We start from the raw sequence: 19,839 nt of genomic DNA, 5'->3' as shown, positions 1-19,839 counted from the left end.
CGCTTAGCTTTTCGGAGGTGTAATCATAATATGGGCCCTATGGGTTCCAGGATTCATAATCCAGGCATGTCCCGGGGGAGTTGGGGTAGTAGGCAGTCCCGTAGATTCCCCGGTGGCAAAGGGGATGTAAAATACATAGCGTACATAGGGATTTTCAATTTCCAAGGTCTCTGGATTTACCTTACCTGAAAATATGCAGAGGGTGGTTTTGTCCGGCATTTTTAACTTTCCCGATTTTACCTCCTCTTCCCGGATATCAAAAATCTCCTTACCATCTTTCCCTTGAGCCCTTAACGCCCTTCCGCGAGCCATAAATGGATCTAATTCCTTGTGATAGGCCGCTGTAGAGAATTTTTCCTTTTTGGAGTCATGTGCCAAGGCAATATAATCGTTGGTCCCTTCCCTCAAGGTCACAAATTTGCCCGAAGCATCATAGCCATATACCTTGGCACCTTCTTTGTAATCTGCAGGAACGGCCATTAAGGCGGTTTTGATTTGCCATTCTTTGGAGGGGATGGTTTGTCCAATCAAGCTTTGTGTGATGAGTCCCAATAGGAGGGAGAGTAAAGCAATGTTTTTCATAATTCTTAATATTTGGCACTTTTTCCTTTGGCCGTGGTTCTTACTATAAAGTTTCTTAAATCGTCATTGGCCTTTTTTAGGTCTTCCCGTCGTAGGTACATCATGTGTCCTGAACGGTATCCTTTAAATTCAAATCTATCCTTCATCCGACCACTGGGGTCAATTTGCCACATGGTGTATTTGGCATTGAAATAGGTGGTGGCCCCATCGTAATAACCTGATTGTACAAGTACATTCAGATATGGATTCTGGGCCATGGCCTGACGAAGGTTGTCCCTGGTATTATCATCCTCATTGTTCCATGGACGAACTGGACCAAACATATTGTATTTGATATCGGTTTTGAATTTTAACTCTTCTTGAAGGTAATAGTTTATGGCTGGGGTGAAGCTATGTAGCCAAGAAGTCAACTCCGCCGAGTAATCGGGTGAAGCACCAAACAATTGCCGGTCTATGCCTAGATAGCGGCTATCCAAGCGCCCCACATTGTATCCGCCATTGTCCTTTAGCAGATTTTTCCAGAAAAATTGTGTGGGAACATCAAGGTTGTGATCAAGGATATCTTTTTCGTTTAAGCCGGAAAAATAGGCCATTTTTTTGGCCACTGCACTGCGTTCGGCATCCGAAATAAATCCACCTTTGGCTATAGCGGGAATCAAGGTGTTTATAGTGTAGTCTTCAGATTCCGGTAAAACCTCCAGCAAGTCTTTACCTTGGAGTTCGGACGGCAAAGCCTTATGATGCCACGCCGCAGCGGTATAGTAGGGCAGGTTCAGGGCACTGGAAACCGGACCACCGACCCGGATAACCTTGTAATCGGCCGGGGATACCATGATTACCCCATTGAGGTACATCCATTGCTGATTTTGTAGCGCTAGGGAAAGTCCCATGACACGTGTGCCCCCGTAGCTTTCCCCAATAATATATTTAGGGGAACGCCAGCGATTGTTCCGGGTTACAAAAGTGTTCAACCATTCCGCCAGGTAGGTAACATCGGCATTGATGCCGAAAAATTTATCCCGATCCACTTTTTCCCCGGTCTCTGGAATGGTCCTGGAGTATCCGGTATTGGCTGGATTCACATATACAATGTCGGTCACATCCAAAACGGAAAAGGGATTTTCTTTTACCCCATAAGGTTGAACAGGATACCCTTCATCGTCGATTTTAAGGACTCTCGGACCCGTGTAGGCCAAATGCATCCATACAGAGCCCGAACCTGGGCCGCCATTAAAAGAAATCAATAGAGGACGTGAAGCACGATCACGCACATTATTTCTAGTGTAATAGGTATAGTGCAACGAGGCTATGGGTTCCCCCATTTCATCCCAAACAGGTTGCGTTCCTGTGGTGGCCGTGTAGCTCATGTTGGTCCCATCGATGGTTACGCTGTGCTGGGTTGTAATCGTAGTGTCAACCGGAATTTTTCTGTTTTGGGCAAAGGTCAAGGATATGCACAAGAAGGTGCACAATACTAGCAAGTTGTATTTCATTATTTAAGTGAATTAGTACCGTTCTAAAAATATGGATTTTGGATGGATTATTGTTAGGGATAATCCGTTTAAAGTAACCCTATCTTGTTAAAATCTTTCTTTCTAACTTTAAGGAGGATCAAAATCATATCATGAAAGAAATTTCGAGAAGAAACTTCAATGCCAAGGTGGCCAAAGGGGTGGGAGCTGCAGCACTATTGGGTGCGACTCCATGGGCAATTTCAAAAACCAACAGAAACGAAAAAGATAAACTGGGAATCGCCCTGGTAGGATTGGGAAGCTATAGTACCTATCAACTGGCTCCAGCGCTTGTGGATACAAAACACTGCTATTTGGCAGGCATTGTCACTGGAACTCCGGAAAAAGAAAAAGTTTGGGCCTCTAAATACAACATCCCCAAGAAAAATATCTACAATTATCAGAATTTTGATGAAATCGTTAACAATAAGTCCATCGACGTTGTTTATGTGGTATTGCCCAACAGCATGCATGCCGATTTTTGCATCCGGGCGGCCAAGGCAGGCAAACATGTTATCTGTGAGAAACCGATGGCCATTTCGGTTGAAGAATGCGATGCCATTATCAATGCTTGCAAGGAGGCAGGAGTTAAATTGGGTATGGGATATCGGCTCCATTCTGAACCGTATACCCAAGAAATCAAAAAATACGCAAGGGAAAAAACCTTTGGGAAAATCCGCTACATTTCTGCCGACGCCGGGTACCATTCCGGGTCCCATCCCCAACAATGGCGTTTAAACAAAGCCCTGTCCGGTGGCGGTGCATTGATGAACATGGGAGTCTATGCCATCCAAAGTGTAATTTATGGAACTGGGGAAAATCCCATTTCCGTTTCGGCCCAAGAGTTTAGTACTCGACCTGAGTATTTTAAGGATACTGATGAAACCATTACCGCTCAATTCGAATTTGACAGTGGCGCTATCGGCAACATCATGACCTCCCATAATATTTCGGCAAATCGGCTTTTTGCTTCTTGTGAAAATGGATGGTTTGAGCTAGATCCTGCCAGCACCTACATTCCCTTGGCAGGAAGAACCTCAAGAGGAACCCTAAATTTTCCGCAGGAAAGCCAGCAAAAACTACAAATGGACGATTTTGCTAAACACATTCTTTTCAACACACCCAATGTTGCATCCGGGGAAATGGGAAGACGGGATATGGTGATTGTAGAGGCCATTTACGAATCCATTGCCCTAGGTGGCCGTAAGGTCCAACTTGAATTTCCCCCGGAATACGGGTTCTGAATAAGATCAAGCCAAAATTTCCTCGATTTGATTGAGCTCATCCGAGCTAAAGTCAACACGATCAAGCGCTTCGATGTTGTCCAACAATTGACTTGTTCTGCTTACCCCGACCAATACCGTGGTGATTTTCTCATCACGTAATACCCAGGCCAATGCCATTTGGGCCAAACTTTGATCTCTTCCTTCGGCAATGGCATTAAGCTTTGCAACCTTATCCAAAACCTCCGAGGTAATCTGATCTGACTTCAGATAGCGGGCATCTTTTACTGCCCTTGAATCTGCCGGGAGTCCTTTCAGGTATTTGTTGGTCAAGATACCCTGTTCCAAGGGAGAAAATGCAATGGACCCTATTCCTTTTTCACCCAAAACGTCCAACAGTCCATCTTCAATCCAGCGATCAAACATATTGTATCGCGGTTGATGGATGAGCAGGGGAGTTCCAAGTTCTTTGAGTATTTCGTATGCCCGAGCCGTATCTTCAGCATTGTATTGGGAAATCCCCACATAAAGTGCTTTTCCTTGCTGCACAATGTGGTGCAAGGCTCCCATAGTCTCCTCCAAAGGTGTCTCTGGATCTGGGCGGTGATGGTAAAAGATATCTACATAGTCCAATCCCATACGCTGTAGACTTTGGTCCAAACTAGCGATGAGATACTTCCGGGAACCGTAGTTTCCGTAAGGACCAGGCCACATATCCCAACCTGCTTTGGTGGAAATAATCAATTCATCCCTATAATCCTTGAAGTCCTTCTGAAAGATTCTCCCAAAGTTATCCTCCGCTGCACCATAGGGTGGGCCATAGTTATTGGCCAGATCAAAATGGGTTATGCCATGATCAAAAGCGGTTCGTAATAGTTGACGCGCATTGTTGAAGTCGTCCGTATGGCCAAAGTTGTGCCAAAGGCCCAAGGAAATCATCGGTAGCAGAAGTCCACTCTTACCGCATCTTCGGTATTTCATGGTGTCGTAACGGTTTTCATTGGGAACGTAGGCGGTAATGCCTGAAGTGTCGTTGATGTTCATTGTTTGGTTTGATTTCCTTGTTAGACGTTGTCCCCAAAAATAACATACAATCCCCTAACAAAATATCATTTAAATTTTTCAAAAACTCCAAGTCCAAAAAGGGCAAAGTCATATTTTACCGGGTCGTGGGGGTCCAATGCTCTTAGATTTGCATCGAGTTCTGCCAACGCTTTGGCATCATTTTGTTTCCTTTTTAAAAGGTTTAGTTTACGGGCCACATTTCCCGAATGTACATCCAGCGGACAGGAAAGTTGCCTAGGCTGGATCTGTTTCCAAATACCAAAATCGACTCCCGTTTTACTGTCTCGCACCATCCATCGTAAAAACATGTTGATGCGTTTGGCAGCGGAACCTTTTTCCGGGTCTGAAACATGTTTAGTGGTACGCCGCTCATGGGGCAACTCAAAAAAGATACCCTTAAATTTTGAGATAGCGGGTTGTAGGGAATCGGGTTGCTGATACGTATTGAAAATGGACTCCAGACCTCCATGGTTTTTGTAGAGATGCTTCAAGCCTTTTACAAAGTAACATAAGTCCAAACCATTAAAGGTGCGGTGTACAAACGGCTGAAGTTTATCGAGGTCAGTTTCGGAATGGTTTAAAACAAAATCGTGAGGAGCCTGATCCAAAAGTTCCATAAGACGGGAAGCATTGTTGATAATACTTTTTCTGTTGCCCCATGCTATGGTGGCAGTCAAGAACCCGCTAATTTCAATATCTTCTTTTAGGGTAAATCGATGGGGAATTTGAAGGGGATCATCTTCAAGAAATTTGGGATGGTTGTATTGCTCCACCTTGGCGTCCAAAAACTCCTTTAGCGCTGTCTGGGTCATGTTAACGGGAAACAATAAGGCCGTCGACCATGGTAAGCTTTCTGTCCGCCATGTTGGCCAATTCCGTATTGTGGGTGACCAAAACAAAGGTTTGCCCGAACTCATCCCGAAGCTTAAAAAACAATTGATGCAGGTTGTCGGCACTTTCAGAATCGAGATTTCCACTAGGTTCATCCGCCAAAATAACTGAAGGATTGTTGATCAGGGACCGTGCCACCGCAACCCGTTGTTGTTCTCCGCCCGAAAGGGCATTGGGCTTATGATCATAACGATTGGATAGCCCTAGAAAATCCAGGAGTTCCTTGGCTCTTTGCTCAGCATCTGCCCGGGATGTTTTTTTAATATAGGCTGGGATACAAACATTTTCCAAAGCGGTAAATTCTGGTAAAAGCTGATGAAACTGGAAAATAAAGCCAATATGTTCGTTTCGGAACCGGGCCAAATCCTTGTCCCTCAGTTGGGTAACATCAATACCATTAATAAACAGCGAACTATCCGTTTTGTTGGAGGGTTCGTCCAAGGTTCCCAAAATCTGCAGCAAAGTGGTCTTTCCAGCACCCGAGGCCCCGACAATGGACACCACCTCACTTTTTTCAATGTTCAAATCCACTCCTTTGAGCACTTCCAGGCTTCCAAAGGATTTTTTAATGTTGAGGGCTTTTATCATGAATTGGTCACTTCGAGGAGTGAAAGTAAGGAATACAGATGAGGAGGCAAAAAACTGGGATTTAAATAAAGTTTTTGTGTATTGTTGCGACAATTCCTTTAAAAATGAACTGAAGTTCGACCATCAAATGGGTTGGATTGATTAATTTGGGACATTACATGGAAAATCAAAACAAAATACAATTGGAAACCGCAATTTTTGCAGGAGGATGCTTTTGGTGTACAGAGGCGGTGTTTCAACGCCTTAATGGGGTTTCTAAAGTGGAATCCGGATATACAGGAGGAACAATTAAGAACCCGGCCTACAGGGAAATTTGTACTGGACGGACAGGTCATGCTGAAGGAATTCGAATTGCATTTGACCCTACATTGATATCGTATACGGAGCTATTGGAGGTCTTTTTTGCCACACATGACCCCACAACACTCAATAGACAAGGCAATGATGTGGGCACCCAATACCGCAGTGAAATTTTTTATACTACGGACGAGCAAAAGGAATTGGCAGAGGAGTTTATTAAGCTTTTGGAAAAGGAAAAAATATTCGGAGCGCCGGTAGTAACTGCTGTTTCGGAAGCCCAACCTTTTTATTTGGCAGAACAGGAGCATCAGAATTTTTACAATGAACATTCGAGTCAACCTTACTGCCAGGTTATTATTGACCCAAAAATCAAAAAACTCAATAAGTATTTTTCGAACAAACTAAATACCGTATCATAAGCCTATGGCACCATATCAAAATCTGGAGGAATACAATATTAGCGTAACGAACGAGGTAAAGGAGCGCTTTTCAAAAATTATCGACGAAATAGGGGAGGACCTTCAGCGGGATGGACTTAAAAAAACCCCGGAACGGGCAGCGAAGGCCATGTTGTTCCTTACCCAAGGATACAGACAGGATGCCGCTGAGATTCTTCGCAGTGCCATGTTCAAGGAAGACTATGACGATATGGTCATCATCAAGGACATTGAGGTGTATTCGCTATGCGAACATCACATGCTGCCCTTTTTTGGTAAAGCGCACATCGCCTATATCCCTGACGGACATATAGTAGGATTGAGCAAAATACCTAGGATTGTAGATGTATTTGCGCGTAGATTGCAAGTTCAGGAACGATTGACCCATGACATCTTGGAATGCATGAACAACACCTTGAAACCCAAAGGAGTTGCGGTGGTGATCGAGGCAGCCCATATGTGTATGATGATGCGAGGCGTACAAAAACAAAATTCCGTTACGACCACTTCGGGGTTTCGTGGCCAATTTGAAAAAATTGAGACCCGCAACGAGTTCTTAAAACTCATCAGTTCGGATTTGTCCTAGATCATTTCGGCAATTCGTTTGTAATTCCTATTTTTCCACAATGACCGACGTAAAGGATCAGAAATACCAGCTACTTTTATTAGGAATCCTACTGGATGGAATCGGAATGCTTTCCTTTGCCATTCCTGGAATAGGGGAGTTTTCCGACGTTATTTGGGCCCCTGTGGCTGGTTGGCTCATGACCCGCATGTACAAGGGGAAAATTGGTCAAGCGGCTGGTTTGGTCACCTTTGTGGAAGAGCTTATCCCAGGTCTTGACATTATTCCTTCCTTTACCCTGATGTGGGTGTACACCTACCTTCTTAACAGAAAAAAAGGGCAATAAATAAACCGTACGATTTATCCATTGCCCTATGTATAAATTATAAGGGTACACTGATGCCAAGCACCACATTTCTTCCCATATTGGAGATGCCATCTGGTTTTAACCTAGAGAGATGGGAAACGTAATTTTTGTCCAACAGATTGTTGCCGCTTATTCGGAAATTAATTTCTTGCCCGAAGACCACGGTTTCTCCTCCTAATCCAGCATTCAACAGGCCATAACCTGGAGTCGCAGTTTCAAAAGTTGACACCTTATTCTGGTCAAAAATCGATTGGAGCGTAATAAATGCATAGCTTCTACCTTTCACAGTTTGAGACGAATCCCATTCCACACGCAGGGTATTGGTCCAGCGGTTCGCAGGAATTAGTGGAAGATCGTTGCCATCTTGTAACTCACCAATCACGAAGTCAAAACTACTTTCATAATGCAACCAATCCAATGGGTGTGGATGCAGGTGAACCCCGAACTCCCCTCCATACAGTTTTGCATCTTGCTGCTGAAACAAAAACACCGGGTCTTCCTCTACAAATTCCCCGTTTGGCTCCAAAAATATGAAGTTGTCCACCTTATTGTAAAACCCGTTGGTATAAATCTCCACATGTTTGTTGGCATATTCCAAGGCCAAATCCAATTGAAAGTTCTGCTCACTCACCAAATCCGAATTTCCCACTTCAAATCTATTGGTCCCTTCATGGGAGCCGTTGGAGGTTAATTCGGATAGATTGGGTGCCCTAAACCCTGTGGCCATATTAATTCGGGCCAAAATGGTATTGGACAAGTCTATACGATATCCTGCAGCAAAATTGAAATTGTTGAAATTTCTACTGATGTCATCGATGAATCCTTCCTCTCCTGCAATTCCATTTTGTTCCCCGTTAATGGATCGCAGATCGTACCGAAGACCTAGTTGAATGTCACTTTTTGGAAAATGGATATGCGAAGTGGCCAGCACACCAAAATCATTGGTTATGGCATCAGGAATTAAGACCTCTTCACCAAAATTTTTATTTTTTTGGTGCATTCCCTGGACCCCAAAAATGGTGGTCACGTTGCCCCAATTGGGATTGAATTGGAGATTGTAATTAAAAGTTCCCAGCTCCATAAAGAGAGCAGGGCCTTCTTCTTCTTCTTCTTCCTCCTCTTCTTCCTCTTCTTCCTCTCCATGGTGATGTTCTTCAAATTCCTTGCGATCATTAAATGTGTAACCAAAGGTGGCCTGCAAACTGGATTTCTTAAAGAAAATGTTGGTCTTCGAACTTAAAATATGGGTGGCTATTTCTTGGTTGGGCAATAGGGGATCCCGGTCCCGGTTCTGTTCGCCAATCTCCTCCGGAATCCCTAGATTGGAATCGTTGAAGTTATATCGCAGTTCGGACTTGAATTGGGTGGCCTGGTAACCTAAGCCAGCCTTAATATCGGTTTCCTTAAATCTTGAATTGGTGACCTTGTCCCCGGCCCCAGTCACATAATCAGCATGCGAGGTAACGGCACCACGAACCAAGAATCGCAATTTTTCGCCTGAAGTTTTAAAACCTGCATTGGCATTATATCCTTCAGTACTGGAAATATAGTTAAGATTGACATCGCCAGAGGTTTGATTTGACAGCTCAAAATTCTCTGGATTGAGATATAGAACACCTCCCAGGGCATCGGAACCATAAAGTAGGGATGCAGGTCCCTTAATGACCTCCACACTAGAGATACCAGCATCACTGACACCTAGGCCATGCTCCGCACCAAATTGTTGGTTCTCCAACCGGATACCTTGGGTATAAACCAGCACCCGGTTAAAACTCAATCCTCGAACAACCGGTTTTCCAATTCCTGCACCGGTAGACACGGTCGATACGCCAGGAATTTGTGAAATACCTTGGGCCAAGGTTATGGCACCATTGCTTTTTAACTCAGTCACCGATTTTTGCTCCACTTTCATCACATTTTCACGTTGTAGTTTATGGAACGGAGTGGACAAGATTACCTCATCAATTTCAATGGCAGAGGTGGCCAATTCAAAATTATGGATATTCTCCCCCTCCAATATTCTAATGGACACAGACTTGGTTTCATAACCCAAGGCCGAAATAACCAATTTAAAGTTTCCGAGGGGAAGGTTTGTAATCTCATAGGTTCCATCAATATCAGTGATTGTTCCTTTTTCGATTTCTGGCAAGTACACCGATACGCCTGCCAATATTTCGCCACACTCAGAGCATGAGATATCACCCTTGACTGTGTTTTGTGCATAAAATAGTATAGGGGCCAATGCCAACAGCACTGACAAATAATGTTGTTTCATTTTTTGAAATAAAAGATTGAAAAATGTGTTCGTCTATTCGCTAAGAAACAACGGGAGGTCCCCTGAGAGAAACCTGTTCTCCTTTAAAAGGGATAAAAAGAAAGGAATAAAGTGTGTTGTGGTATTCAAGAGGACTTGTGGTGATTGAATCAAAGCCGAAGGTGGCAAAAAACACCTTGGAGACTGTATTGAAATCCTGAAAATCACAATCCACCTCAATATCATGAAAGTGATTGGTTCCATAGGAAACACAATGTTCCTCCTCAGCATGACCATGAAACGTATGCGCCAGTTTTATGACCGAAGGGGTCAACATCCCAATCGTCAATACCAGAGAGGCTAAAACTGCCAAACGCTTTGGAAGAAAAGAAATCATGATTGGCAAAGGTAGATCATTGCCAATACATCAATATGTTAACAAAACCTTAAACTATGGGATTAAAAACCCCAATCCCATGCGTTTAAGCATCTTCTTTTCAAAGTCCCAAAAGAACCGAAACTGTCCGAACAACCAACCGAAGAGTACCAAAAGCACTTGATAAATGGGAAATATCAGTAGAATTCTGGCTATCCAATAGATCCAGCCGGCTACGGTTTCTTGATTTAAGCCAATGATCTCGGTCAAGGGTCCGGCCAATTTCCCAGACACACTCCCCGTGATGGCGAAGACGATAAAAATGGCAATCATTTCCCATCGATGGGCCACAATCCATTTTTTGGAGAGTTTTTGAAAGCACCATAAAAAGAACTTGAGCATTCCATAGTATAATAGTGCTGCAACGCCCAAAGTAAAGAACCATTCCCAAATCGAATTGTTCAGTTCAAACGAGTGTAGTAAACTTCTGGTAATCGTATATGCAGTAAGAAGCAATAGGACCACTCCTAAAACTGGAAACAGATATTGCCAATTTTGGGTGATGTCCCAACGCTTTTTTATTTTTTCCATCGAATCAATTTCGACGGCAAAAATAGTACATTATATTCTTGGAATAAAGGGACCTAAGCGTTGGTTGTACTTTCGCTGAAAGTAGATGAAATAATTGTACAATTTATAGTTGACCTCGTAACCGTAATCGATGTTAGGATCGTAATCAATTTGAAGCATGTATAGATTGGAATCGAACCGCTGTGGTTGCAAAACCCTCTGATTCCATGTTATGACCATGAGTTCATTCCTGTTTTCCAGAAAATGCTGGGAATAATAGCCCTCTGGTCTGGCTATGCTATTGAGCCAGTTGAAAAAACCAGGGTCAATGATGATAATTTCATATTCGGTTTCCTCATCGGAAATTTCCACCTGTTCGCCACCTTCTTCGGTTTTAAACAATGCCTTTTCCTCGTCAGAAATGGCCAACGCTTCTTTTTGAGCGGTGCAGGAAATCAGAAACCCTCCAAATAAAACCGCCAATGCTATTCCTTGTAAAATGTTCTTTTTCATACTATTAAGGTACGAAAAAGCCATTTGAAATTTCAAATGGCCTTGTTAAATAACGTTAAACAGTATTTTATTTTCCGAAGAGACCGCCTAATAGACCACCCAAGCCGCCTTTCTTTTGGCCACCCCCACTCAATACCATTCCAGCGAGATCGTCGATCACGCTTCCGTCGCCATCGGAGTCCAAAAATGTTTCTACGAGGGATTGCTGTCTGGAGGCGGAACTTCCTCCTCCCATCAGGCCACCTAGAAGGCCACCAAGGGCATCAGGACTGCTCACTTTTTGTTGTCTACTCTGTCGTCCCAAGAATCCAAGCAAAATAGGAGCAGCAATTTTTAAGATTTGGGCAATGGAACCTGCGTCCACCCCTGATCTATTGCTTAGTGCAGTTTCTACTTGGGGTTGTTTAGAGCCAAAAATATGCCCCAAAATACCGGCACCATCATCCATCACCCCTTGATCCACGCCACCGCCAAAAAGACCTCCAAGGTCGTCCAAGATACTGCCATCATGTTTGGAAGAAAGGGCGTTCATCAATCCTTCTGCGCCAGATTGATTGGAAACGTTGCGTTTCATTGCACCCATAAGAAGGGGCATGGCCATACTCAGTACATCCGCGGTCTTGTTTTCGGGTTGACCAGTCTGTCCTGCCACTCCGCTAATCAGTTGTTTGCCCATTGGGCTATTCAGTAAATCTAATAATCCTGACATTTTTATAGTGTTTAGTTTAGACTTACAATGTACAAAAATGAAAGTTTGATGGTGTGGGTTTCTTCAAAAAAGTTGTTATTGGATAAGGCTTGCCACTTGTTTGGCCAATTCCACCCCAATCCGTTCTTGGGCCTCTTGCGTGGAAGCACCCGTATGCGGGGTCAAGGAAATTTTAGGATGCATCAAGATCCTAATCTCCGGGTTTGGTTCGGATTCATATACGTCCAAACCAGCAAACGAAAGTTTTTCCTTTTCCAAGGCATCCACAAGAGCTACCTCGTCCAGGACTCCACCACGTGCTGCATTGATGACAGCCGCCCCGGTCTTCATCATATCAAATTCCTTTGCACTAAGTACATAGCCATTTTGAGCGGGTACATGGATGGTTATGAAATCGGATTCTTGCAACACTTCTTCCATAGCACTGGCTTTGAGTGAAAAACTAAGCGATTGTCCATCAAAAAAAGGCACGCCCAAAATGCAGTCTTCCACATTGTGGTCCGTGTAGATAACCCTCATGCCTAAAGCGAGTCCGATTCGTGCAGTGGCTTGTCCAATGCGTCCAAAGCCAATTACTCCCAGCGTTTTTCCACGAAGTTCCATGCCATTGGCATAACTCTTTTTTAATTGTTTGAACTTGCTATCTCCTTCAAGGGGCATGTTGCGGTTGGCATCATGAAGGTACCTGGCTCCGCTGAATAAATGGGCAAAAACCAGCTCTGCCACAGATGAAGAGGAGGATGCAGGGGTGTTTATCACATGGATCCCCTTGCCTTTGGCATGGTCCACATCTATATTGTCCATTCCCACACCTCCACGACCAATTAGTTCCAGGTCGGGACAGGCATCAATTACGGTTTTATCCACCTGGGTAGCACTGCGGACCAACAACGCACGAACTTGGTTGTCGTTGATAAAGTTTGATAGTTGTTCTTGTGCGACCTTTGTTGTTAGGACCTTAAAGCCTTCTTTTTCCAAAAGTGCTATCCCTGCTTGGGAGAGGCCATCGTTTGCTAATACGGTTTTCATATCTCTTTAGAGTTAAAAGCGAACAGCTTTTTGCTTACAGCTTATTACTGTTAGCTTGTTATCCCTTTTTTTCCAATTCACTCATAATATCCACAAGGACCCCAACGCTTTCAAGGGACATGGCGTTGTACATGGATGCGCGATATCCGCCTACGGAACGGTGTCCGTTTATGCCACTGATGCCTGCTTCTTTACATTTTTCATCGAACAGTTCCTTTAAGGTCTCATCGGTGATGTTAAAGGTGGCGTTCATAAAAGAACGGTCTTCTTTTGCCGCAAAACCGGAGAAAACGGGATTCAATTCAATTTCGGAATAGATAAGATTGGCTTTACGCTCATTGATTTCCTCAATGGCAGCAATTCCCCCCAAATCCTTTAACCATTGCATCGTCAACATGGAAACATATACCGCAAAAACAGGAGGTGTATTGAACATGCTATCCTTGCCTGCATGCACCTTATAATCCAGCATCGATGGAATTTGACGTGATACTTTGCCCAAAATATCCTCTTTTACCACAACCAAGGTGGTCCCGGCGGGTCCCATATTTTTTTGTGCTCCGGCATAGATCAAATCAAATTTGGAAAAATCCAATTGACGGGAAAATATGTCCGAGCTCATATCACAAACAAGCGGTACACTGGTTTTTGGAAATTCCTTTATTTGGGTCCCAAAAATGGTGTTGTTCGAGGTAAGGTGCAAATAGTCAAGATCGCTAGGAATCTTATAACCCTTTGGTATGTAGTTGAAGTTTTGATCTTGGGACGATGCCACTTCTACAATATCCCCAAACAATCGCGCCTCCTTGATGGCTTTTAAGCTCCAGGTCCCGGTATTCACATAACCAGCTTTATTTTCTAAAAGATTGTAGGCAGCCATTAAAAATTGGGTACTGGCCCCGCCTTGAAGAAAGAGGGCCTGATACCCTTTGTTCTCCAACCCCAACAATTCTAGGGCCAATGATCGGGCCTTTTCCATGATTGCCACAAATTCCTTGCTGCGATGGGATATTTCTATCAGGGAAAGTCCAATACCATCCAACTCCACTACCGCCTCGGAGGCTTTTTGCATGACTTCTTGGGGTAAAATACAGGGTCCTGCGCTAAAATTGTGCTTTTTCATTGTTCGTTGTTTGAGGTTTTCGAAAAGTGCCGAATCAAAAAAAGTTGACCAGCTTATTTTAATTAAGCCCCAAAGGTCTTAAAAAAACTTGGATCTTAAAATGGTTTGATTCACCTAAAGCTTGAGTAAAAAATCAAGGGTGTCCACCCCGTCCGCATAGTCATCCAGATTAGGTTTTTGCGAATGTCCAGGTGCAATTTCAGCCTTGGCAAAGCCGCTGGCAACAATGCACTGTATATCCTCCTTACGAGCAATTAATTGCTGTTTTAGGGTATCTATGGAATCGAATTTTTCATAAAAAAGCGAAGCGATGGGAGAGGAGAACCCTTCATCTTCCTTTAGGACCAGAAAGCCGTTATCCAAAATCTTGAATTCGCTCATTAGATAAACCGCTTTGTTGTAGTCGTAGTTGTTGGCATATTTATGCTGATTGATGATGTCCCTATAATTATAAATGGCCTTGAAAAAGGTATCGAAATCGTAATCTTGGGGAACATAGATCTTGGAAACATTTCGGCAACCCAATCCAAAGTATCGGAAAATATCATCGCCTAGAGCGCTCAATGCCTCCTGCGATTCCTCGCCAGTGAGAACGGTAACTGCGTTTCGGTTTTTTCGAATGATATTTGGTTTTTTTCCGAAGTAATATTCAAAATATCGGCTGGTATTGTTGCTCCCTGTGGCTATTACCGCATCAAAATGGTCCAACTTGCCTTCAACGAAATTGATGGAATCTGCAAGTTGTGGTTCAAAAGTGATTAATTGTTTTGATAAATAGGGCAGGAGCACTATATCATTGGAAGATAGTTTAGCTTGGATTTTGTGACCGGATAACAGCACGCAAATAAAGTCATGGAACCCTACGAGGGGAATATTGCCAGCCATAATCACGCCAACCGTCTTGGCCTGCCCGTCACCCTTTAGGGTATACCTGTCCAACCAGGCGTTAAGTTTATCCTCGGTCAGAAGACTAGCCCAATAATTTAGACAATATTGAAGATTTTCTTGGGTAAACCAGGCGTTTTGTTGTTCGGCCCTGTGCAGACATTCCTGGAATTCAGGATTGCCGTTTTCACAAAAATCTTGGATAAAACCTCCAAGTTTAACAAAAGCTTGCACTATTGGGTTATGGGCCGTCATTATATTTGTACACTAATTTGGTAGGGTTTATTTTTGCCCAAATGTAAGCATGCTGAAACAAACTCGGCATACCTGAAAAAGAAAATTATGGCGATTATCATAACCGACGAATGCATTAACTGTGGAGCCTGTGAGCCCGAGTGCCCAAACACGGCCATTTACGAAGGGGCGGACGAGTGGCGCTATAGTGATGGTACTTCTTTGACCGGTGATGTTGTGCTACCTGATGGCAAGGCTGTGAATGCCGACGAAGTGCAGGAACCTATAAGCGACGAAATCTACTATATAGCCCCGGATAAGTGCACCGAATGTATGGGCTTCCATGAAGAACCCCAATGTGCGGCAGTATGTCCGGTAGACTGTTGCGTACCCGATGAGGACAGGGTGGAAAGTGAAGAAGTGCTTCTAGGGAAGCAGAGTTTTATGCACCCGGACGGGTAGGCAGCATTTTCGCGATTATTTCCCTAAAAATTTTTGCACAGACCATGGCGGTCATATCGTTGATATCCCTAGTGGGATTGTATTCCACGATGTCTGCGCCGACCAATGGTACGTTTATCTCCTGAATAATTTGAATCAATTGCCGTGTGCTCAAGCCTCCTGGCTCATGATGTGATACTCCTGGGGCAAACGCCGGATCAAGGGCATCCATATCCACGGAAAGGTAAAGCGGGTTTCTAAACCTCGGCATATCAAAAGCCCTGAAATCCTTCATTTCGTTGATTTGAACTCCAAACTTTTGGGCATTTTTTTGTTGCTCATTATTTAAGGTTCTGATTCCTACTTGATACAGATTTGCGGCCAGTTGCTGGTCCATAATGTTATAGAAAGGGCAGGCATGTGAATGCGGGTCTCCTTCAAAATTGGAGTACAGATCGCTATGGGCATCAATATGAAGAATATCCAAAGGGCCATACACCGAATGAATAGCCTGGAGCAGCGGAAAGGTGATGGAGTGATCACCCCCAAGGGTCAGCAACGGCCTACCTTTTTGAATGTTTGCCTGGGTTATGTCTCGAATCTTGAAGTAATCGTCGATTTCGAAATCTCCGAGGTCATCCAACATATCCGGTTCGATGTTTTGTCCATTTTCCGCCCAATAATTGGCCGAGGGATTGCGGTATGCCTTGCGAATCAATGGTGGGGCCAAAGCCGGACCTTTTAGATAAGATGACTTTTCATCAAATAAAATTCCTTGAAGGGTTATTTGGCTCATCTTTCAAATGTACCCAAAGATTTGGTTCATCCAAGCTTCAATTCTTCATACATTTGCAGCCACATTGGTATATAGTGCATGGAAAAGGAAAAAGAATACAACGGTTTTTGGAAACAATTGGGGTGCATTCTTTCCGTAATTGTAATTTTGGCCATTCTCTCCGTTTTTATCATCGGAATTTATCTTCTCGCGAAAGGATTTTAAGTATCGCCATCTAAAACTTCGGTGTATATTTGCACGCTTTAAATCAGTTAACGGTAATCAGTTAACAGTAATCAGTAATCAAAATCAGGTGTCAGTTATCAGTTTACAGTAATCAATAATCAATAATCAATTGTCAATTATCTGAAGTCTGAAACCTGAACTTGTTTCTTAAATCTAACGTCTAAAATCTAGCAACTAACACAATGAAGGCCGGAATTGTAGGATTGCCCAACGTAGGAAAATCGACCCTTTTCAATTGTTTGTCCAATGCCAAGGCACAGAGTGCCAATTTTCCATTCTGTACCATTGAACCCAATATTGGTGTGGTAAACGTACCCGACCCCCGTTTGGAAAAATTGGAAGAATTGGTGGACCCAGAAAAAGTGATTCCAGCAACGGTTGAGATTGTGGACATTGCAGGTTTGGTAAAAGGAGCCAGCAAAGGAGAGGGGCTGGGCAACCAGTTTTTGGGCAACATTCGGGAGACCGATGCCATTTTACATGTGCTCCGTTGTTTTGATAATGATAACATTGTGCATGTAGACGGTTCCGTAGATCCCATTCGGGATAAGGAGACCATTGATATGGAGCTTCAGTTGCGCGATTTGGAGAGCGTTGAGAAAAAACTGGACAAGGTAAAACGTGCCGCCAAAACGGGTAACAAGGATGCCCAAAAGGAAGCTGATGTTTTAAACCAATTGAAAGAGGCATTGGAGGCAGGGACTTCGGTTCGGGCCATTTCTATTTCTGATGATGACCACTGGGAATACGTAAAACCCCTGCAGTTGATCACGGACAAGCCCGTAATGTATGTGTGCAATGTGGATGAAGGCGCTGCAGTGGATGGTAACGAATACGTAGAGAAAGTAAAGAAGGCCGTTGCCGATGAGGATGCCGAGGTAATTTTCTTGGCCGTTGGGACCGAGGCGGACATCACCGAACTGGAAACCTACGAAGAACGCCAAATGTTCTTGGAAGACTTGGGACTCTCAGAACCCGGGTCGGCCAAACTTATTAGAGGTGCTTACAGGTTGCTTGACTTGGAAACCTATTTCACCGCAGGTAAAAAAGAGGTTCGTGCCTGGACCATTCCAGTTGGGGCCACCGCTCCCCAAGCTGCTGGGGTAATCCACACCGATTTCGAAAAGGGATTTATCCGTGCCGAGGTAATCTCTTATAGCGATTATGTGCAATACGGTAGTGAGACGAAGGTAAAGGAAGCCGGAAAAATGCGAGTGGAAGGCAAGGAGTACATCGTTAAAGATGGCGATGTGATGCTTTTTAGGTTCAACGTTTAGACCCTTGAAGTTAGACCCTAGAATTAAGATACAAGACACAAGACCTGAATCCCTAGTAATTCCAAATTCGTAAAAATTTGTGGAATAAGAATCCACCGCAATCACAATATCTTTGAGTTAATTTGTGGAATTCGTGTAAATCCAGGAAATAATTGGATGTTGAATCCATTGGTTTGTATAGAAAGCATAATACTTGACAATATTCATAGAACTTCATGTTGCGGTTAATTTTGTGTTTTAAATGTTGAATTTTTAACGTTTTGTTTGAGTTCCATCCAACATTAAAAACCCCCAATTCAAAATTGTTCATTGTTAATTGCTAATTGAACATTGGTATCTTCCGTCAACCCAAACCCCACATCCGTCAACCCAAACCACCCATTCGTGAATTGATAGGTATAAAACTTCCTTCAAAACAGGACTTTTGAATCTTAAACCAAAAACAAAAGTTCTATGAGAAAATCCAGCATTTTTGAAGTAAAAAAATGGAATGTCTTTGCACTTCCTTTATTAGCCATGCTCTTTATTGTGGCATGTAGTAAAAAAGATGACGACGACACACCACCAGAAGTCTCAGTTTCCATTACTAGCATTTCGCCCTTGAAAGGGGAAGTAGGTACTGAAATTACAGTTGTAGGTTCTGAGTTTAGTGCAGTCGCATCCGAAAACACAGTTACTCTTGGCGGCACCGCCGTTACCCTTAATAGTGCCAAAGCCAATGAGCTTAAGTTCGATGTTCCTGAGGGGGCAACTTCTGGCAAGGTTAGCGTAAAGGTTGGTTCCAGTACCGCAACCAGCACAGAAACTTTTACGGTAACCATAGATCCCACTGCCGTTGTGGGAATTGTACCCTCCTATGATTATACAACCACTAAGTTTGAAATTGGAGAAAGTGTAAGCATCGACGTGAGCGTTACTGCGGAAGAAGGTATTTCTGAGTTTGGATTGTACAAATCTGTGAATGGAGCTACACCTATAGCAATTGAAGACGACTATGATGCCCCTGAAGTGGGGGACACCGAATTTAGTGCAACCTATGAATTTGTTGTTACAGAATTGGTAGACGACATTGTGGAGTATATCGTTATGGTCAAAGATGAGGACGATGAAGCATTTGCTACTGCTTCCCATACCATCGATGTGGTTGCGCAGGGACAAGGCGGTAGCGGAGGTTTGTACCGTTTGCTCAACCCGAAAACACAAAACCTGGGCTATGGCACCCAAGGAAATGAATTTAATGATTGTTTGAATTCAGGTGAACCAGAGGCTTACAAGGCCAAGGATGTACCTGACGAATTAACAATAGCAGAACAAATGGGCATAGATATTACCATTGGGGTCACCAATTTTGATGGAGATGGTCCAGGTACTAATTGGGTAAAATTAATTTCACCCGATGCAAGGGAAGGACTTGGTTTTGGGGACTTATTGGAAGCTAATTCTTCAACCACCAAATTTAATTCGGTCCAAATAACAAGTTTGGATGGTATAACGTCCACCGATGTGGAAAACAACATAGGTAATGATGGTAATAGCGCCCAAATAATTGGAGTCGGATCGGTTTACAGTTTTATAAACCAAGCGGGTGCAAAAGGATATATCAAAGTCAATGATATCAATGGTTCTGGGAATAATCGTACAGTATTTCTGGAAATTTTGGTACAGGAACCCCAGGTTATTCAATAGATAATAAGGATTGTTTTTCATTTTTTGTAAAGCACCGGTACCATTGTTGGGCCGGTGTTTTTTGGTTCTTAAGGCCAGTAGCGTTAATTCGTGACCTTCGTGTCAGTTTTATATAGTCCAATTTCCGCAATCATCAATCCAAATGGCTCATCCATCAATCCAAACCAGCCATTCGTGAATTGAGGTAACACA

21 protein-coding genes are annotated in these 19,839 nt (G+C 43.4%); 7 read left to right on the top strand and 14 right to left on the bottom strand.

The features are described 5' to 3' along the window. Nucleotides 1-3 precede the first annotated feature (3 nt). Together M3P07_RS06235 and M3P07_RS06230 are read right to left on the bottom strand one after the other, a co-directional pair. Nucleotides 4-582 carry a hypothetical protein gene (locus M3P07_RS06235; protein ID WP_249969035.1) on the bottom strand — a complete coding sequence of 193 codons (579 nt, stop codon included), beginning with the start codon at nucleotides 580-582 and terminating at the stop codon, nucleotides 4-6. 5 nt (nucleotides 583-587) lie between these two features. After that, a complete protein-coding gene (locus M3P07_RS06230; protein ID WP_249969034.1) occupies nucleotides 588-2,075 on the bottom strand; it encodes a S10 family peptidase in 1,488 nt (495 codons plus the stop codon). A gap of 131 nt (nucleotides 2,076-2,206) precedes the next feature. Here M3P07_RS06230 and M3P07_RS06225 point away from each other — a divergent pair, with 131 nt between their 5' ends. Continuing rightward, complete coding sequence (locus M3P07_RS06225) at nucleotides 2,207-3,337, top strand: Gfo/Idh/MocA family protein (RefSeq protein ID WP_249969033.1); 1,131 nt, start codon at nucleotides 2,207-2,209, stop codon at nucleotides 3,335-3,337. Between the two features lie 6 nt (nucleotides 3,338-3,343). On the opposite strand, the gene mgrA is transcribed toward M3P07_RS06225, so the two are convergent. The 3 genes from mgrA to M3P07_RS06210 form a co-directional block, all read right to left on the bottom strand. Beyond that, nucleotides 3,344-4,360: an L-glyceraldehyde 3-phosphate reductase gene (gene mgrA / locus M3P07_RS06220; RefSeq protein WP_249969032.1), complete on the bottom strand. Its 1,017-nt coding sequence runs from the start codon at nucleotides 4,358-4,360 to the stop codon at nucleotides 3,344-3,346. A gap of 65 nt (nucleotides 4,361-4,425) precedes the next feature. Then, nucleotides 4,426-5,193, bottom strand: a complete 768-nt coding sequence (locus tag M3P07_RS06215; protein WP_249969031.1) for a TIGR02757 family protein — start codon at nucleotides 5,191-5,193, stop codon at nucleotides 4,426-4,428. A 1-nt stretch (nucleotide 5,194) separates the two neighbouring features. Continuing rightward, nucleotides 5,195-5,860 carry an ABC transporter ATP-binding protein gene (locus M3P07_RS06210; RefSeq protein ID WP_249969030.1) on the bottom strand — a complete coding sequence of 222 codons (666 nt, stop codon included), beginning with the start codon at nucleotides 5,858-5,860 and terminating at the stop codon, nucleotides 5,195-5,197. Between the two features lie 158 nt (nucleotides 5,861-6,018). Between M3P07_RS06210 and msrA the strand changes: the two genes are divergently transcribed. From msrA to M3P07_RS06195, 3 genes are read left to right on the top strand one after another with little or no spacing between them, the layout of a single operon-like run. After that, entirely contained in the window at nucleotides 6,019-6,579 is a 561-nt protein-coding gene (gene msrA, locus M3P07_RS06205; protein ID WP_249969029.1) for a peptide-methionine (S)-S-oxide reductase MsrA, read from the top strand. A 4-nt stretch (nucleotides 6,580-6,583) separates the two neighbouring features. Beyond that, nucleotides 6,584-7,183, top strand: coding sequence for a GTP cyclohydrolase I FolE (folE, locus tag M3P07_RS06200; RefSeq protein ID WP_249969028.1), 600 nt, complete (start codon nucleotides 6,584-6,586; stop codon nucleotides 7,181-7,183). 40 nt (nucleotides 7,184-7,223) lie between these two features. After that, nucleotides 7,224-7,508, top strand: a complete 285-nt coding sequence (locus tag M3P07_RS06195; RefSeq protein WP_249969027.1) for a hypothetical protein — start codon at nucleotides 7,224-7,226, stop codon at nucleotides 7,506-7,508. Nucleotides 7,509-7,545: 37 nt separating this feature from the next. Here the strand turns inward: M3P07_RS06195 and M3P07_RS06190 are convergent, their stop codons facing one another. The 8 genes from M3P07_RS06190 to M3P07_RS06155 form a co-directional block, all read right to left on the bottom strand. Next, nucleotides 7,546-9,804 carry a TonB-dependent receptor gene (locus M3P07_RS06190; protein WP_249969026.1) on the bottom strand — a complete coding sequence of 753 codons (2,259 nt, stop codon included), beginning with the start codon at nucleotides 9,802-9,804 and terminating at the stop codon, nucleotides 7,546-7,548. 40 nt (nucleotides 9,805-9,844) lie between these two features. Next, the gene (locus tag M3P07_RS06185; protein WP_249969025.1) at nucleotides 9,845-10,180 is read right to left on the bottom strand and encodes a hypothetical protein; all 336 of its coding nucleotides are present in this window, start codon (nucleotides 10,178-10,180) and stop codon (nucleotides 9,845-9,847) included. A 54-nt stretch (nucleotides 10,181-10,234) separates the two neighbouring features. After that, the gene (locus M3P07_RS06180) at nucleotides 10,235-10,750 is read right to left on the bottom strand and encodes a DUF6787 family protein (RefSeq protein ID WP_249969024.1); all 516 of its coding nucleotides are present in this window, start codon (nucleotides 10,748-10,750) and stop codon (nucleotides 10,235-10,237) included. Nucleotides 10,751-10,780: 30 nt separating this feature from the next. Then, the gene (locus M3P07_RS06175) at nucleotides 10,781-11,242 is read right to left on the bottom strand and encodes a DUF6146 family protein (protein ID WP_249969023.1); all 462 of its coding nucleotides are present in this window, start codon (nucleotides 11,240-11,242) and stop codon (nucleotides 10,781-10,783) included. A gap of 67 nt (nucleotides 11,243-11,309) precedes the next feature. Continuing rightward, nucleotides 11,310-11,951, bottom strand: a complete 642-nt coding sequence (locus M3P07_RS06170) for a DUF937 domain-containing protein (RefSeq protein WP_249969022.1) — start codon at nucleotides 11,949-11,951, stop codon at nucleotides 11,310-11,312. A gap of 75 nt (nucleotides 11,952-12,026) precedes the next feature. Next, complete coding sequence (locus M3P07_RS06165; RefSeq protein WP_249969021.1) at nucleotides 12,027-12,980, bottom strand: D-2-hydroxyacid dehydrogenase; 954 nt, start codon at nucleotides 12,978-12,980, stop codon at nucleotides 12,027-12,029. 58 nt (nucleotides 12,981-13,038) lie between these two features. Continuing rightward, entirely contained in the window at nucleotides 13,039-14,103 is a 1,065-nt protein-coding gene (gene serC / locus M3P07_RS06160) for a 3-phosphoserine/phosphohydroxythreonine transaminase (protein ID WP_249969020.1), read from the bottom strand. Between the two features lie 114 nt (nucleotides 14,104-14,217). Beyond that, nucleotides 14,218-15,243, bottom strand: a complete 1,026-nt coding sequence (locus M3P07_RS06155) for an acyl-CoA reductase (RefSeq protein WP_249969019.1) — start codon at nucleotides 15,241-15,243, stop codon at nucleotides 14,218-14,220. Nucleotides 15,244-15,330: 87 nt separating this feature from the next. On the opposite strand from M3P07_RS06155, the gene M3P07_RS06150 reads away from it, so the two are divergent. Beyond that, on the top strand, nucleotides 15,331-15,684 hold the full coding sequence (locus tag M3P07_RS06150; protein ID WP_249969018.1) for a 4Fe-4S dicluster domain-containing protein: 354 nt from the start codon (nucleotides 15,331-15,333) through the stop codon (nucleotides 15,682-15,684). Here the strand turns inward: M3P07_RS06150 and speB are convergent. Beyond that, complete coding sequence (gene speB, locus M3P07_RS06145; protein WP_249969017.1) at nucleotides 15,665-16,459, bottom strand: agmatinase; 795 nt, start codon at nucleotides 16,457-16,459, stop codon at nucleotides 15,665-15,667. The two genes, M3P07_RS06150 and speB, sit on opposite strands and share 20 nt — an antisense overlap. Before the next feature lie 407 nt (nucleotides 16,460-16,866). Between speB and ychF the strand changes: the two genes are divergently transcribed. Together ychF and M3P07_RS06135 are read left to right on the top strand one after the other, a co-directional pair. Continuing rightward, nucleotides 16,867-17,961, top strand: a complete 1,095-nt coding sequence (ychF, locus tag M3P07_RS06140) for a redox-regulated ATPase YchF (protein WP_249969016.1) — start codon at nucleotides 16,867-16,869, stop codon at nucleotides 17,959-17,961. Nucleotides 17,962-18,414: 453 nt separating this feature from the next. Then, nucleotides 18,415-19,647: an IPT/TIG domain-containing protein gene (locus M3P07_RS06135; RefSeq protein WP_249969015.1), complete on the top strand. Its 1,233-nt coding sequence runs from the start codon at nucleotides 18,415-18,417 to the stop codon at nucleotides 19,645-19,647. The last annotated feature ends 192 nt before the right edge of the window (nucleotides 19,648-19,839 follow it).

It is taken from the genome of Flagellimonas myxillae (assembly GCF_023502235.1).
Taxonomy (GTDB): Bacteria; Bacteroidota; Bacteroidia; order Flavobacteriales; family Flavobacteriaceae; genus Flagellimonas; species Flagellimonas myxillae.
The sequence above is the reverse complement of the archived record's forward strand: the minus strand, read 5'-3'. Positions and strand labels throughout refer to the sequence as shown.